This window comes from Pseudomonas sp. HK3 (assembly GCF_052920985.1).
This window is the reverse complement of sequence record NZ_JBREXD010000003.1, coordinates 885,149-900,548: the sequence shown is the minus strand read 5'-3', so window position 1 is coordinate 900,548 and position 15,400 is coordinate 885,149. Positions and strand designations below refer to the sequence as shown.

Below are 15,400 nucleotides of genomic sequence, written 5' to 3'. Positions count from 1 at the left end.
CATCGCATTTTTAGCCAACTACCGACAACTTTATGAAAATTGATCAAATTAGCTTCTAAAAATTTGACATTATTACTATGACAGGTCATATTTATTGGTATAAATCTATTGAGAGGAATAAGAATGGGCGTGCAAGTCGAAGATCGCACCACGATAGATATGTTTAAGGAAGTGCAGAAGGGTCGCCCTCGCTCAAATCCTTATCCAAGAGAAGTGCAAATCAGAATTAATAAGCGTGTGCAGAGAATGCGAGATAAGCATAAAGGCATGCGTCGAATGGAAGTTAAAATGCCCACTGAGCTTGTCGAAAAGCTCGATGAATATGCCAAGCAACAAGAATGTACACGTACTGAAGTGGTCGAACTGTGCATTATCGAATGGTTTGAAATGATGGGTGAAGAATTGCCATAGGGCTTTCTAATAGCAGCAGTGTCTCCTGCTCGCTCGCGCCACTAAAGCTGTGTTTTAGTGGCGTTTTTTTTTGCCGTCAAAAACGTGTGTTACTATCGAACCAAATTAAAATAAATGGCTACTCAATGTCAGAACTGCAGCTTAATTCATGATGGGCAAATCTTAAGTCTCCCTATTTATCAGCATCGCAATTCGTTATATGAAGAATTGCATACTCGCCCGTCACCTAAAATTGTCACCCCTTGTTATGTTACGCACTTAGCCATGTCACGTGGTGAAGGGGATATCGAGCAAGAATATAATTTAGTGGTCAGCCTCTGCCAGCGCTTTAGTGTTAATCCGCCAGCGCCGGGTGCATCTTGCTTCTATCAGGGGTTTGGAGGTTTTGAGTTTCGCTGGGAGCGCCACACCGAATTTTCAACGTACACGTTTATTCGTTCAATTGATGAGCAAAAAGCTAGTGAGTTTGCTCTGGCTTTTATACCGAAAGATTGGTTAAACCAATTGCCTGGTGAGTTGGTGGTTGCGTTGAATATCCGTGTGCAAGATGAAGAGATGGATGAAAGCCAGCAGGCTCATTTTTTTGAGGGGCAACGCCCCGTGGGCAGTTGTGTGGCAAATGGCAAAGCAAAAGCTTTAACAACGTTCCGTTTACACAGTGATGGCTTTGGACGATTTTTAGTGGTTAATCATGGCTTGAATGCTTATCAGTCGGGTCGTTTGGTTCAGCGAATTTTAGAGCTGGACACATATCGCCTCACAGCATTGATGGGTTTGCCGGTGGCTAGGGGTTTGAGTTCTGATGTGTCTTATATGGAATCTCAACTGGCTGAGATCAATCAAAAAATAGCTGAAATTCAGACCGAGCAAGATGAGCGAGCGCTGTTAAAGCGTCTTTCTTTAATTGCGGCAAAGGTTGAACAGTATAGAAGCGACACAAATTACCGCTTTGCGGCAACAAATGCCTATCATGCATTGGTTGGTAAGCGATTGGAGCAGGTATTTGAGCAACGTATTAGTGGCTTGCAAACTTTGCGAGAATTTTTAGAGCGTCGATTAACCCCAGGTATTCGAACATGTAACAGTGTGCGGGACCGCTTAGAGGACTTGAGTCGTCGCATTCACCGCACGACCAGTTTGTTGCGTACACGTGTTGAAATCAGTATTGAAAGTCAAAATCATAAGTTATTGGCGTCGATGGATCGCCGTTCAGGCTTGCAATTGAGACTTCAGCAAACAGTTGAAGGCTTATCTGTGGTGGCGATTAGTTATTATCTTTTAAGTTTGCTTGTTTACGGATTTGAAGGCATGGCGCAATGGGGGATTAAGTTAGATCCTAAAGTAGCGGCGGGGGCAGCTATGCCGATGGTATTGTTTGCGGTATATTTGAGCGTTAGACGGCACATTAAAAAGCTAGCAAAGAAGCCAAAGTCTAAAAAGTAAGGAATAAAAGGAATTTACACGGTACCTGTTAGTTAATTGGCATGGTTATCGCTTAATTGTGGCTGGAATCACCTAAAGGACAGCTTTATGACACCGTCAATTGATCCTAGCGCTCATAAAAACAGTAATCGGCACAACGATGGCATGCCTGACTGGCAAGCTATTGCCTGTGTCAAATCTACATCACAGCAATGTGCCAATATCCTGCAGTCGAGCATTCTCTTTTTGCGTCGCTTTATTTGTCATGAATCATTATATGGCGATAGCGAAGGGGCAAAAGAACTGCTTAAAGTTCAAGATTTACTGGGTTCTTTGGAGTCGTTTTCTGAGGAGGCTTTTAATCAACAATTAAGAGACAGCTACGAATACGTTTGCTGCTACCTTGAATTGTTGCATGAAACTCAGGCGCCATTGGATTTGTGTTTAGAATTTGAACGATTAATTCATATCCTCGAAGCTATTCAATGTATGCAGCAGCAATCAACATTGGGTATTGTTGGCTCTTTAGCGCAATTAAAAACCCACCTTAAACCTCATAATTGAGCTTAAATGCTACTTGTGCACCATTGTGTAACAGATTGTTCGACTCTGCCTCTTGCAAGTTGCGCAGCATACTTTTATAAAGGCCAGCTACCTTAGTTAGTAAGTTGTCTTGATTTGTATGTTGCGCTTAGCTCAGTTTTACCAAAATTCTATTTTAAAGTACCCAAAAGCCGCCTTAGTTGCCATGGGGCTGGTTATATTACTTATAGCTCAAGGGGCATCTAACTTTGAGTTAGATGCCTCAGCAGAGTCGCTGGTGTTAGAGAATGATCAAGATTTAGTCAACTATCGAACGGTTTCTGAGCGGTTTGGTAGCAGCGAATTTTTAATTGTGACGTACACCCCGCCTTGGCCTTTATTCTCCGATTCGTCACTTAGTCTTTTAAAGCAAATGCGTGATGACTTGAAAGTATTACCCCGCGTTGCTTCGATTTACTCTTTATTAGATGTGCCGTTGCTCGAAAATCCACCTGTGCCCGTCGCCGAGTTAGTGGGCAACATTAAAAGCTTAGAACACCCAGATGTTGATATTGAGGCCGCTAAGCAAGAGCTGGCAACCAGCCCACTTTATAACAATATGCTGCTTAACCTTGAGCATAATACGACGGCGATTCAAATTAACCGTCCTTTTGACGCTCGTCATCGTGAATTAACAAAAACCCGCGAGGCTTTGTGGAATAAAAAAGCGATTGCTCATTTGTCAGAGCAGGAAATCGCTAAGCTTTCTGAGCTTGATCAGCAGATCAAAGAGTTAAATGCGCAAAACGCTAAGACCCTTCATGAAGACATTATTAAAATTCGTGAAGTGCTCAAGCCGTATCAATCTCAAGCCGAAGTGTATCTGGGTGGTGTGCCCATGATCGCAGACGACATGATCACCTATGTTGAGAGTGACATGTATACTTTTGGCTTGGGTGTGTTTGTGTTTTTAGTCATTACCTTGCTGTTTATTTTTCGCCGAGTGCGCTGGGTTGTTATTGCCCTAGGCTGTTGCACTCTTACTGTAGCGGTGATGGTCGGCTTATTAGGATTGTTTAATTGGCGTGTGACGGTTATTTCAAGCAACTTTGTTAGCTTGTTACTCATTATGACCATGTCCATGTGTATACATTTGATTGTGCGATATCGAGAGGCTCATGCTGCGCGCCCCGATGCATCACAATATGATTTGGTCAAAGAAACCATCGGGCATATGTTTAAGCCGTGTTTCTATATGGCTTTAACGACCATGGTTGCCTTTAATTCGCTTATTTTCAGCGGTATTCGCCCGGTTATTGATTTTGGTTGGATGATGGCAACCGGTGTCTTTGTTGCCTTGTGTATTGTGTTTATTTTGTTTCCTGTGTTTGCGTTGTTGGCGGGTAAGGGGACTGAGTCTGCCAGTGCAAAAGATCACAGCCCGATTACCGATTTGTTCTTATGGATCACGCTTAAACACGGTGGCAAGTTGCTGTCTATTAGTGTGGTTTTGACTGTTTTAGTTGTTGCAGGTTTGGCACAGCTAAAGGTTGAAAATAGTTTTATTAGTTATTTTAAGGAATCCACTGAGATCCATCAGGGGATGAACGTAATTGATCAGCGCTTGGGTGGCACAACGCCGCTTGAGGTGATACTTAACTTTCCGGTTGTTAGCCAAGAATGGGAAAGCGAAGAGAATGATGATTTCTTTTTTGATGAAGTTGAAAAGGAAGATCCGACTAAATACTGGTTTACCACCGAAAAAGTAGAGCGCATTAAAAACGTTCATGCGTACTTAGAAGCGCAACCTGAAATAGGCAAGGTGATTTCTCTTGCCACAATGGTTGAAGTGGCGGAAAAAATTAATGGTACTGAGCTAGGCAGTTTTGAGTTAGCGTTGCTTTATAGTGCGATTCCAGATGAATTTAAAGCCATTGTATTAGACCCTTATGTTTCACCCGAAAATGGTCAGGCAAGAATTAGTTTACGAATTTATGATAGTCAGCCTGATTTGAAGCGTGCGCAATTGTTAGAACGCATTGAGCGAGATCTTCAAAACGAGTTTGGCTTAAAGCAAGACGAATTCATGCTTGCCGGTATGATGGTCTTGTATAACAACATGCTACAAAGTTTATTTACGTCTCAGATATTAACGTTAGGCGCTGTTTTTATCGGCATTATGTTGATGTTTATGCTGTTGTTCCGCTCTTGGAAGATGGCGCTTATTGCTATTGTCCCTAACTTACTTAGTGCAGGCGTGGTGTTGTCGGTTATGGGCTGGGCAGGTATACCGTTAGATATGATGACGATTACAATTGCAGCCATCACTATTGGTATTGCGGTTGATGATACCATTCACTATATCCACCGCTTTACAGAAGAGTTTCATGAAGTGGGTCAATATGAGCAGGCCGTTAGAAATTGCCATGGTTCAATCGGTAAAGCGGTTTACTACACATCTTTAACGGTTGTTGTGGGCTTTTCGATTCTGGCGCTGTCGAACTTTATACCAACGATTTACTTTGGCTTGTTAACGGGCTTGGCCATGTTAATAGCGCTAGTATTGGTACTAACGCTATTGCCACGGATGCTAATTGTATTTAAGCCTTTTGGCGATGAATCCAAGCCTTAACTTCTTTCTCTAGTAGAGTAAGGGGCAAAGGCCCAAGGCTTAAAATAAACGCATGATAGGCTGGTAGATCANAACTTCCAGCCTAATTCTTTTTCAGCCAATGTTTTTAATTCTAAAAACTTCAATTGACCAACCTTGTAAGCAGTTGCCTGCCCAGGCATAACTAAGTAGCGTTTAATCGCATTGAGCGAGTCTTCTTTAGAGAATGGCGTGTTCGCTAGGCGAAACGTTAATGCTTTTTCTATATCCCAGCCGTAGTAATGCAACCCAGTATCAATGACCAATCGATTGGCACGCCATAGTTCCATGAGCAAGCGGCCGTATTCGTTCCAAGGGTCTTGGTATGCGCCTAGTTCTTTTGCAAGTGTTTCGGCGTAAAGTCCCCAGCCTTCGCTGTATGCGGTGAAATGTATGTGGCGACGAAACTCAGGTATTTCTGTGCTTTGTTGTGCGTAAATAGTTTGTAAGTGATGACCTGGGATTGTTTCATGATAGGCCAGTGCCTCAAATTGAAAGGCAGGCATTTCGTTTAGTTTTGAGCCGTTCATATAATAGCGCCCAGGACGTTTGCCATCATCACTAGGGCTTTGATAAAAGGCAACCGGCGCGCTTTGCTCGCGGTAAGCTTCAACCTCTAATACTTCCATGGGAATATTAGGGATGTCTTTAAACGCACGGCTAAGCTGGCGGTTCATATTTTTGATGTAAGCTTTGCTTTTATCAAGTGCTTGTTTGTTGGTTTCAAAGTAGAGGCTTTTTTCTGTGCGAGTGAACTCAAATAACGCGGCTAAGCTAGGTTGCTTCAGCTGCGGTAATAACTGGGTGATAGCCGCTTTAATACGGGCAATCTCATCTAAACCTAATTGGTGTATTTGCTCGGCCGTTAGCTTGGTGGTTGTGATGGCTTCTAGGCGTAAGTTGTAATACTCCTTGCCTTGTTCAAATTGGTGCAACCCTGTGTTTAGGCTTGTTTGTGCGCGTTCTCGTTTTAGATGGTTAATGAGTTTGCTATAAGCGGGTACGTAACGCTTTTTAAGGGCTCGCTTTAGTTGGTCTTTTAATACCTTTGCGCTTGAATCATATAAATCTAAGGGCTCTATTTTCTGTAAAAAATCACTCCAAATGATGTTATGTATTTTACTGCGATCAATTGGGTGGCCTGCGATGAGGCTTTCGCTGGTTTTAATGACTGAATCATAAACAAAGCTTGGTGGTCGAATGCCTTTTGCTTCGCGCATCTCTAGCTGTTTGATCAGCTGTTGTATGAGTTTACTCGTGCCATTAACTCGGTCGATATAATGGCGAGCATCCTCAATGGTATCCACTTGGTGAATGTTAATTAAAAAATTAGGGATCTCACTATGCAGGCCGTACATTTGATTTACAGGAAAGCTTAGTAAACGAAATTCGTAATGCTTAATATCTTGCTCAATTTGATCTTGTAGCAATGCAAGGCTTAGAGCCGTTTGGCGCTCCAATGCACGAAGGTTGATGTTACTAATACGAACTAGGAATTCTTTTTCTTGGTTAAGTTGCTCTAGCTCATAATCATCGGAAATATCATCCCATTTTCCATAATTAGTTTTGAGTCCACGATAGGCTTGCAGCATTGGGCTGCTGGATATTTGCCAGTGGCTATATTCTTCAATAAGCGTGTCAGCGAGTTGCTGCTGACTTTGTTTAAATGCTTCTGTTAGTGTTGGCTCGTTGATCGATTGTGGCTGAGTATTGAGCTGACAGGCAGATACAGCCAACACGGCTGTCAAAAGAAGACTGGTTTTTAGTGGGTATTGAAATAACATTATTTAAGTTGTCCGGCTTGTCTTGCCTGTAAGTAGGCATCTTGAAAACAGTGTAAAAATTGTATCAGTTCTAGACCGCAATTCCTTTGATTCTGTTCAATTAACCAATAAGCTAAGCTTTCGAGTGTGCTCAAGCCTTGTTGATTACGTCTTAGTCGATATTGGCTCTCTTGTGTTTTGACACTCACGCGAGGCAGTTGTGCCAGCCATGGGCTTTGTCTCATTATCTTGTGGGACTCTTGCCACGTGGCATCTAAAATTAAATATCCTTTAATTGTATTGTGATCTTGTAAGGCAGGCTTTTGCGTATCATCAATAGTCTGGTTGTGATCGTCAGGGTAGAGTAAAGCGTAATCTTTAAATTGCGCGTTTAATTGAGCGTTTTTTAATCGGTGCCAGCTGGTGCTGTGAATGTCGGTCGCAATTTTCAACAGGCGGCCGGTATTACTGCGTTTTGAGTACTCTCTAGGGTGATATAGTAATGTACAGGGTTTTGTCAGTGACACTTTAGGCGCATACTGGCAAACGCAAGATGCCGTTGGTAGGGTGCAGTGAATACAATAGATAAATGACACTTTCACAATCAGCCGGTTCAGTTTAAGTTAAACAATGAAATACACAGTGCAAGGTAGCCCAATGGTAACAAAATTTGTTCAGTTTTTATTCTTAATCCTTGTGATTCAGTCCTCTTGGGCTGTTGATCCTATTATTGGTAGCGAACAAAAGAGCTATGGTACAACGCAAGATAAAGACCATCGTTTAATCTTAGGCGCGATTCAGCGCATTAGTGGGGCAATGAAACCTGAGGCTGAAGTGCGCTTATCCGGCAAAATAACCCATTGGTTATGGCAGCTGCCTGAAGGTCACACAAGCCAAGAGATATTCGATGTTTTAAAAGATCAACTAACCCCTAAAACCACAACGTTATTTGAATGCCAGGGCAGAAGCTGTGGCCTGAGTAATGACTTCGCAAACCAAGTATTTGAGCAATCTATTTTATATGGTCGTGATAGTGACCAACTTTATTGGATTGGTTTGTCGGATGAGAAACGCCCTACCGTTTGGATTGTGTATGCATCCGCTAGAAGCGCTAAGCGTGTATATGCCTATGTTGAGCGAATCGTATTGGATAAAGACCAAGTAGAAAAACTAGATGGCTTTGTGCAAAAGGGTCAAGCACAGGTTTTATTTGATCAAGGTTATATTGTGTTCAATCAATTGGGCGATAACGTGCGCTTAAGAGATTCGCAAGTGAGCTGGTTAAAAGCGTTATTAATCGACAACCCGAACAAACGCTTTGCATTGGTAGTGCATCGTTATGGTCGTATGGAGAATCAGGCATTAATTGAGCGAACTCAAGGCGAGGCTGATGGTCTATTGGATCAAGTAGCCAAAGCAGGCGGTTTTATTAAAAACCTGTATGCCCATGGTGCAGGGGCGGTTATGCCCCGTGAATTATTATTAGATAGAATTGAGTTGGTAGAGTTGAAAAAATAATGAAATCTATTTCTCTTGTTTTAGGCAGCGGTGGTGCTCGCGGTTATGCACACATTGGTGTGATACGCGCGTTACTTGAAAAAGATTATGATATTAAAAGTATTGCGGGGTGCTCTATGGGCGCCGTTGTCGGAGGTTTTTACGCAGCCGGAAAGCTTGATGAGTTTGAAGCTTGGGCCCGATCGCTAAGCTATCTTGATGTGCTTAAACTAGTGGACATAAGCTTACTGAGTAATGGGGCCATCCGAGGCGACAAGCTGTTTAATCTTTTAGCTGAGATGTTAGAAGATATTCAGATAGAAGATTTAAATATCCCTTTTACAGCGGTTGCAACGGACTTAATTAAGCAAAAAGAAATTTGGTTCTCTGCGGGCAGTCTTGAAGAAGCGATTAGAGCGTCAAGTGCGATACCTTCATTGTTAATGCCGGTTATAAAAGGCAATCGGCTTTTAGTCGATGGTGCTGTACTAAATCCTTTGCCTATTACACCTGTGGTTGGCGATCATGCTGAGTCGATTATTGCCGTGGACTTAAGCGCTGAAGTCCCGATGCCGGGCGGTAAAAGCATAGAAGAAGATGAAGAGCGAAAAGCCGCTTATGCATTAGATAAATTGAATTGGTTTGGGCAAATGAAGCTAAAAACCTTACAGTTTTTTGAGCGCGATGAAGAAGACGAAACCGCAAAAGCACTGACAGCCAACCTCGGTAAGTTAGGGGTTGTATATCAGATGTTTGATACCATGCAGGCATCATTAACTCATTATAAGATTGCGGGTTATCGTCCTGATCTTTTGATTCGTATGCCCAAAGACTCGATTCGATTCCATGAGTTTTATCGCGCAGAAGAGCAGATCCAATTAGGTTATGACATTACGTGTCGTGCGCTTGAAGGGTTTGAGCGTGGCGAGTCTAATACTTATGGTCAGCTTTAAGTTAAACTGCGACAAATTTTCAAGAGATGTCCTGTGAAAAATATTTATGAGCAGGCAGTAGAGCAACTGCCAAGTATTATTGACTGGGTGCGTTTTGCGTCCAGTGAATTTGAGCGCCAAGGCGTGTATTACGGTCACGGTACTGATAATCCTTGGGACGAAGCGTTGCTGCTGGTAACAGCTAGCTTGCAGATGCCTTTTGAAATCAGCCCTCAGCAAGCGCAATGCCGTTTGATTAACGCCGAGCGCGAGCAGCTAGCTGAACTTATTCAGCGCCGTATTGATGAGCGCATTCCAGTGGCCTATTTAATTAATGAGGCTTGGTTCTGCGGTTTGCCGTTTTATGTGGATGAGCGCGTATTAGTGCCACGCTCACCACTGGCTGAAATGATTCAAAACGGCGTAAGCCCATGGATGGACGGAAAAGAGCCTAATCGCGTATTGGATTTATGCTGTGGCAGTGGCTGTATCGGTATTGCTGCATTGCAAGCTTTCCCTGATGCCCAGCTTGATTTAGCGGATTTAAGTCGTGATGCGTTGGACGTGGCAGAGATTAATATCGAGCGTCATCAGCTGTTTGATCAAGTGGCCGCCATTGAGTCTGATTTGTTTTCAAACCTGCAACCCGGCTATGACCTGATTCTATCGAACCCCCCATATGTGGACGCGGAAGACTTAGCCGATATGCCAGCTGAATATCAGCACGAACCAGCAATGGGCTTAGGCAGTGGCAATGATGGCTTGGATATTACTCGTCAAATTCTCGCCAATGCTTGTGATTATTTGAGTCCAGAAGGGGTTTTGGTGGTTGAGGTGGGCAATTCCTGGATTCACCTAGAAGCCGAATTCCCTGAGGTGCCGTTTACATGGGTAGAGTTTGAGCACGGTGGCGATGGGGTGTTTGTATTCACCCGCGAACAACTGGCCGCGCATCAGCATCACTTCCGTGTATAATGTGTCGAATTTTTAGTTGATAAGCAGTTTACTTATGTCTGGTAATTCATTTGGTAAATTATTCACCGTCACCACTTTCGGCGAGAGCCATGGCGTGGCGTTAGGCTGTATTCTAGATGGCTGCCCTCCGGGCATTGAGATTACAGAAGAAGAAATTCAAGTAGAGCTAGACCTGCGCAAACCGGGTACGTCTAAGTTCACCACTCAGCGCCGCGAGCCTGATCAAGTTAAGATCATGTCGGGTATTTTCGAGGGTAAAACCACGGGTACGCCCATTGGTATGATCATCGAAAATACCGATCAGCGTTCAAAAGATTATGGCGATATCTCACAGAAATTTCGCCCAGCCCATGCTGATTATGGTTATACGCAAAAATATGGCTTCCGTGATTACCGTGGTGGTGGCCGTTCAAGTGCTCGTGAAACCGCCATGCGTGTGGCAGCGGGTGCCATTGCTAAGAAATTTCTAGCCGCTAAAGGCATTGAAGTACGTGGTTACTTGTCACAACTTGGCCCAGTGAAAGCTGAAAAGTTTGATTGGGCGCAAGTGCGTCAAAATCCATTTTTCTGTCCAGATGTTGATAAGGTGCCAGAAATGGAAGCTTACATGAATGCCCTGCGTAAAGAAGGGGATTCAATCGGTGCAAAAATCACTGTTGTGGCCACTGGCGTTAAACCCGGTTTAGGTGAGCCCGTTTTTGATCGTTTAGATGCGGATCTTGCTCATGCACTTATGAGCATTAATGCGGTTAAGGGTGTTGAAGTGGGTGATGGTTTTGATGTCGTGGAGCAAAAAGGCTCGGAGCATCGTGATGAAATGACACCGGAGGGTTATCTTTCGAATCATTCTGGCGGTGTGTTGGGCGGTATTAGTTCTGGCCAAGACATTATTGCGCACATTGCACTTAAACCAACGTCAAGTATTACCGTGCCGGGTAAAACCATTGATATAAATGGTGAGCAAACTGAACTGATCACCAAAGGTCGCCATGATCCGTGTGTGGGGATTCGTGCAACACCTATTGCCGAAGCGATGATGGCCATTGTGCTGGCGGATCATTATTTGCGTCACCGCGGTCAAAATGCGGATGTGGTTTGTACAACGCCAGTGATTCCGTCACAAGCGTAATTGATTGAGCTAAAATTGTGGGAGGGCACTTGTGCGCGAAAGGCCTTTTATGCCTTTAATCGCGCGCAAGCGCCCTCCCACAGTTGTTTTAAGAGAGTTAATTATGTTTCGTAGTCATTATCGTTTTAATTCTTTTGTATTGATCCATGCCTGTTAGTAGCTCAGTGCCTTATTGGCGACTCTCCTCATTTTATTTTTTCTACTTTGCCTTGTTAGGCTGCATTTCTCCCTATTGGGGTTTGTTTCTCGATGATAAAGGTTTCAGCGCTCAAGAAATTGGCGAGTTGATGGCGTTATTTGGATTGGTGCGTATTCTTGCGCCGAATGTCTGGGGCGCGCTTGGCGACTACACAGGCAAGCGCATGCCGCTATTGCGTATTGGTTGTGCCATTTGCTTTTGTGTGTTTTTAAATGTTTTTTGGGTGGAGTCTTTTCTTTGGATAGCGCTCATTATGATTGGCTATGGCTTCTTTTGGGCTGCGGTGCTGCCACAGTTTGAAGTGGTTACTTTAAATTATTTACAAGATCAAACGGATCAGTATTCTAAGATTCGCACTTGGGGTTCTATCGGCTTTATTGTGTTTGTGGCGTTACTGGGTTGGGCATTTGATTATATTAGCGTCAGTTATCTTCCGGTGTTTATGTTGGTATTGCTGGCCGCCATATTTTTTAGTAGCACTTTTGTTAAGGGCAAAGAAATTACCCACGAGCACGAAAGCACCGATGGTTTCTTATCGTTAGTGCTTAAGCCTACTGTCATCGCATTTCTGTTAGCCGCATTTTTAAATCAAGTGAGCCACGGTGCTTATTACACCTTTTTCAGTTTGTACCTAGAGCAATTTGGTTACAGCAAAAGCATGACTGGTTTTTTGTGGGCACTAGGTGTGATTGCAGAAGTGGGTATATTCTTAATTGCCCATAAAATCTTTGCAAAAATAGATCACAAAACAGTATTGGTAGTGAGTTTATTATTAGGTAGCTTACGCTGGGTTGTGACAGCTCACTATGTTGAGACCTTATGGCTGCTCGCCATCATGCAATTACTGCATGCCGTAACGTTTGGTGCTATGCACGCCGTGGCGATGCATTACATTCATTTATATTTTAAAGGCAAACACCAAGGGCAAGGCCAAGCCTTGTTTTCAAGTTTAACGTATGGGGCAGGCGGCGCACTGGGCGCCTATATATCTGGCCTTGTTTGGATGCAAGACATGGGTGTTACTATGTTTGAGTGGGCAGGGTACAGCGCTTTGCTTGGGGCGTTTGTTGCTTGGGCGTGGGTGAGTAAAGAAAATAAAACCCAATAATTTGTAAGAGGGTGCCCAGCGCCCGACCAAAGTTAGATAACGTTACCTTTTTTGATATAACGAGCTCGCTTTAAAGATCACCTGACACTCATGTATTATGAAGTCCCTCACACACGGTGCACTGTTAATTAATGCGGTCATTATTATTAGTTAAACCCATTAAATAAAAGTTATTATGTCTTTCGCAGCATTGGTATTTTTAGCCCAGCTTCAGATGACGTGATCAATAAGCCTAGCCTTTTAAATTGTGTTTCTTTTTTCTTAGCACTCATTACCCACCAGATAGAATCTCTTTTATAGGAGGGGGCTAAATTAGTAAAAAATATCCAAGCTGGTTGGTTTGCTTTGATCTGCTCTTCATACTCTTTGGCAAGTGGTATATTCCTTTTCTCAGAAGAATAGCCTTGCGCATCCGTTCGATTGTTAAAAACGTGCATGCCTTCTGGTTTCATCTTACCAAATTGTATCAGTGTTTTTACTTTCTTTATGTTTACAGCGCTCCATACACTGTTTATTTTGCGTGGAGTAAAGCGAATCTTATAGCTCTCTTGATCAATTGTTTGCCTTATGCCGTCAATCCACCCAAAGCGAAGAGCGGTATCGACTGATGCAGACCATGTGATGGTTTCACGTTCAGTGCCTTTTTTGTAATAGCCGAGCCAAAGTTCACTTGTGTTAGCATGATGTGCTTCTAACCAATCGCTAAGCACTTCTTGGTTTATGAAAAAAATGACATCCGCCATCTTCTAATCTCCTTTGTTAGTGGCACTCTTTACATTACAGCGCATTTTTCTGTAATGGGTTTGTGTTGTTACCGTATGCTCGTTTACCCTCCGGTTTGTCCGAAGGGGTTGCGTTGTGCCTTACAAGCGCGCTTGGTTTTATGCGTTATTCTGCTTTTTTAACCATTTTAAAATGACTTGGTTTGTTTCTTTTGGTTTTTCTTGCTGGATCCAATGGCCACAATCTAAATTGACCACCTCTACGTTAGGTACGAATTCTGTTAGGTTTTGAGATTCGGGGATGGCATCGTGATCGCCATAGATCATAAGTGTAGGGTGTTGAATGATGGGATTCACGTGCGCTAATAAATGCCAGTTGCGGTCAATATTTCTATACCAATTAATGCTGCCAGTGAATCCTGATGATTTGAAGGAGGATACAAAAACAGCGAGTTCTTCGGCACTCATTATAGGCTCACCGAGTGGCGTTTCTGCTTTGGCGAGTTTGATCATCATCATGCCAGGTTCAGGTAACGCAGTTGGGATGTTCTTGCGGAACATGTTGTGAAGGAACTGTGCGGTATTTTCATTTAGCACGGCATCTGCAACGCCGGGCTGTCGATTGAAGTGAACAAAATAATAGTCGTCGCCAAGAAACTCTTCCATGAACTCGATCCACGGTTTTGCTGTGCGAACTTGGTAGGGCAGAGCTAAATTTATGATTTTATTTACCCGCTTCGGGTGCAATAAGGCCAGTCCCCAAACGACATTGGCACCCCAGTCATGGCCGACAAAGGTGGCATCTTCGTATCCGTAGTGATCGAGAAGTGCGATGAGGTCCCCTGATAATTGTTCGATATCATAAGCAGTTACTTCTGGCGGGCACGATGAATTGCCATATCCCCGCTGGTTTGGAGCGATGACATGATAGCCTGCGGCTGCAAGGGCCGGTATTTGGTGGCGCCAAGAAAAAGCATGTTCTGGCCAGCCATGACAAAGCACAATAGGGTTGCCTACATTTTGTTGGCCTGCTTCGAAGACCTCGAGTGTTACCCCATTGACTGAAATAAGGGTGGGCTTGGGGAAATCGATTGTATTTAGCATTGTTTTTCTCTTTTAACTATTTGAGGTGATCAGGCTGTGCCTTCTGTTTTAGATGGCATTCCTTCCTGTCTTGGGAATTTGCGAATGTGTGTGACCATTTCGAAATCTCCTTGCTGACATGGACAGATAATGTATATAACCTAATGGTGCCAAATACTGTCACCATTGAATGGTAACCTGACAAAATGAATGTTCGTCTACGACAAGAATCCATCGTGCGAAGCCTGCGCCGCAGCGGTACATCGACAGTTGCAGACTTGGCGGCGGAGGTCGGTGCATCGAGGCGTACCGTGTTGCGTGATATTAGCGCGCTGCGTGATGAGGGCTTTGTTATTTACTCTGAACCTGGGCGTGGAGGGGGGTTACAGCTTGATCCGCAATCTGTTCAGACAACTGCGCGACTTTCGGTTGCGGAGGTTTTTGCGCTTCTCATTAGTGTTGCTTCGATGCGCGCAGCCGGAAACCTGCCGTTTTCGGGGCTGGCAGATGCTGGACTGGCCAAAATTGAAAAAGCATTACCATCAGATAAGGTACGCGATCTGCGTCGTTTTCTGGATTGCTTGTATGTCGGGAGACTTGCACCGCAGGTAGATATATCCGATATGGGCGCAATGGACCCCGCGCTGCTGCCCGCTTTTGAGGTGGCTTTTTTGCAAAGATTACATTTGCGCTTTGCGTACCGAGATGCAAAAGGGGTGGTAACTAGCCGAGATGTTGAGCCGCAAGCCATGCTGATTTTACCGCCATTATGGTATTTGGTGGCTTGGGACCCAGCGCGTAAAGATTTTCGTCATTTTAGGATGGATCGGATTAGTCAGCCTGAATACGTTGAAGGCATCACATTTCGTCGGCGACATGTGCCGTTTGAGGATAATGTCTCTCCAATTCGAAAATTACCCCGCTGACTTTTGATTACAGAAAATAAAAATTTAAATTGTATCGCCGCTGTACTTTAAGTTAGGTGAA

General features: G+C 43.8%; 14 protein-coding genes. 10 read left to right on the top strand and 4 right to left on the bottom strand.

Annotation, left to right across the window (positions count from 1 at the left end; all coding sequences use genetic code 11):
- Positions 1–123: 123 nt before the first annotated feature.
- The 4 genes from ybfE to ACU6U9_RS19700 all read left to right on the top strand — a co-directional run bounded on the left by ybfE (position 124) and on the right by ACU6U9_RS19700 (position 4,987).
- Positions 124–411: a LexA regulated protein gene (gene ybfE, locus ACU6U9_RS19715; protein ID WP_446736678.1), complete on the top strand. Its 288-nt coding sequence runs from the start codon at positions 124–126 to the stop codon at positions 409–411.
- Positions 412–525: 114 nt separating this feature from the next.
- The gene (locus ACU6U9_RS19710) at positions 526–1,854 is read left to right on the top strand and encodes a DUF3422 family protein (protein WP_446736677.1); all 1,329 of its coding nucleotides are present in this window, start codon (positions 526–528) and stop codon (positions 1,852–1,854) included.
- Between the two features lie 87 nt (positions 1,855–1,941).
- On the top strand, positions 1,942–2,397 hold the full coding sequence (locus tag ACU6U9_RS19705) for a hypothetical protein (RefSeq protein ID WP_446736676.1): 456 nt from the start codon (positions 1,942–1,944) through the stop codon (positions 2,395–2,397).
- A gap of 118 nt (positions 2,398–2,515) precedes the next feature.
- A complete protein-coding gene (locus tag ACU6U9_RS19700; protein WP_446736675.1) occupies positions 2,516–4,987 on the top strand; it encodes an efflux RND transporter permease subunit in 2,472 nt (823 codons plus the stop codon).
- 68 nt (positions 4,988–5,055) lie between these two features.
- On the opposite strand, the gene ACU6U9_RS19695 is transcribed toward ACU6U9_RS19700, so the two are convergent.
- Both ACU6U9_RS19695 and ACU6U9_RS19690 read right to left on the bottom strand, forming a co-directional pair.
- Positions 5,056–6,789 (bottom strand): DUF885 domain-containing protein, encoded by a 1,734-nt coding sequence (locus ACU6U9_RS19695; protein WP_446736674.1) that lies wholly within the window; start codon positions 6,787–6,789, stop codon positions 5,056–5,058.
- Positions 6,789–7,364, bottom strand: coding sequence for a DTW domain-containing protein (locus ACU6U9_RS19690; protein WP_446737206.1), 576 nt, complete (start codon positions 7,362–7,364; stop codon positions 6,789–6,791). The genes ACU6U9_RS19695 and ACU6U9_RS19690 overlap by 1 nt, the downstream gene beginning before the upstream one ends.
- Positions 7,365–7,398: 34 nt before the next feature.
- Between ACU6U9_RS19690 and ACU6U9_RS19685 the strand changes: the two genes are divergently transcribed.
- The 5 genes from ACU6U9_RS19685 to ACU6U9_RS19665 all read left to right on the top strand — a co-directional run bounded on the left by ACU6U9_RS19685 (position 7,399) and on the right by ACU6U9_RS19665 (position 12,608).
- Positions 7,399–8,286: a DUF4892 domain-containing protein gene (locus ACU6U9_RS19685; RefSeq protein ID WP_446736673.1), complete on the top strand. Its 888-nt coding sequence runs from the start codon at positions 7,399–7,401 to the stop codon at positions 8,284–8,286.
- On the top strand, positions 8,283–9,218 hold the full coding sequence (locus ACU6U9_RS19680) for a patatin-like phospholipase family protein (RefSeq protein ID WP_446737205.1): 936 nt from the start codon (positions 8,283–8,285) through the stop codon (positions 9,216–9,218). The genes ACU6U9_RS19685 and ACU6U9_RS19680 overlap by 4 nt, the downstream gene beginning before the upstream one ends.
- 33 nt (positions 9,219–9,251) lie before the next feature.
- Positions 9,252–10,172, top strand: coding sequence for a 50S ribosomal protein L3 N(5)-glutamine methyltransferase (gene prmB, locus ACU6U9_RS19675; RefSeq protein WP_446736672.1), 921 nt, complete (start codon positions 9,252–9,254; stop codon positions 10,170–10,172).
- 34 nt (positions 10,173–10,206) lie between these two features.
- A complete protein-coding gene (gene aroC, locus ACU6U9_RS19670; RefSeq protein WP_446736671.1) occupies positions 10,207–11,301 on the top strand; it encodes a chorismate synthase in 1,095 nt (364 codons plus the stop codon).
- Between the two features lie 146 nt (positions 11,302–11,447).
- Positions 11,448–12,608 carry an MFS transporter gene (locus tag ACU6U9_RS19665; RefSeq protein ID WP_446736670.1) on the top strand — a complete coding sequence of 387 codons (1,161 nt, stop codon included), beginning with the start codon at positions 11,448–11,450 and terminating at the stop codon, positions 12,606–12,608.
- Positions 12,609–12,781: 173 nt separating this feature from the next.
- Here the strand turns inward: ACU6U9_RS19665 and ACU6U9_RS19660 are convergent, their stop codons facing one another.
- Both ACU6U9_RS19660 and ACU6U9_RS19655 read right to left on the bottom strand, forming a co-directional pair.
- Complete coding sequence (locus tag ACU6U9_RS19660) at positions 12,782–13,351, bottom strand: YdeI/OmpD-associated family protein (protein ID WP_446736669.1); 570 nt, start codon at positions 13,349–13,351, stop codon at positions 12,782–12,784.
- A gap of 138 nt (positions 13,352–13,489) precedes the next feature.
- Positions 13,490–14,434 carry an alpha/beta fold hydrolase gene (locus ACU6U9_RS19655; RefSeq protein ID WP_446736668.1) on the bottom strand — a complete coding sequence of 315 codons (945 nt, stop codon included), beginning with the start codon at positions 14,432–14,434 and terminating at the stop codon, positions 13,490–13,492.
- Between the two features lie 185 nt (positions 14,435–14,619).
- On the opposite strand from ACU6U9_RS19655, the gene ACU6U9_RS19650 reads away from it, so the two are divergent.
- Positions 14,620–15,339: a helix-turn-helix transcriptional regulator gene (locus tag ACU6U9_RS19650; RefSeq protein WP_446736667.1), complete on the top strand. Its 720-nt coding sequence runs from the start codon at positions 14,620–14,622 to the stop codon at positions 15,337–15,339.
- Positions 15,340–15,400: the final 61 nt, after the last annotated feature.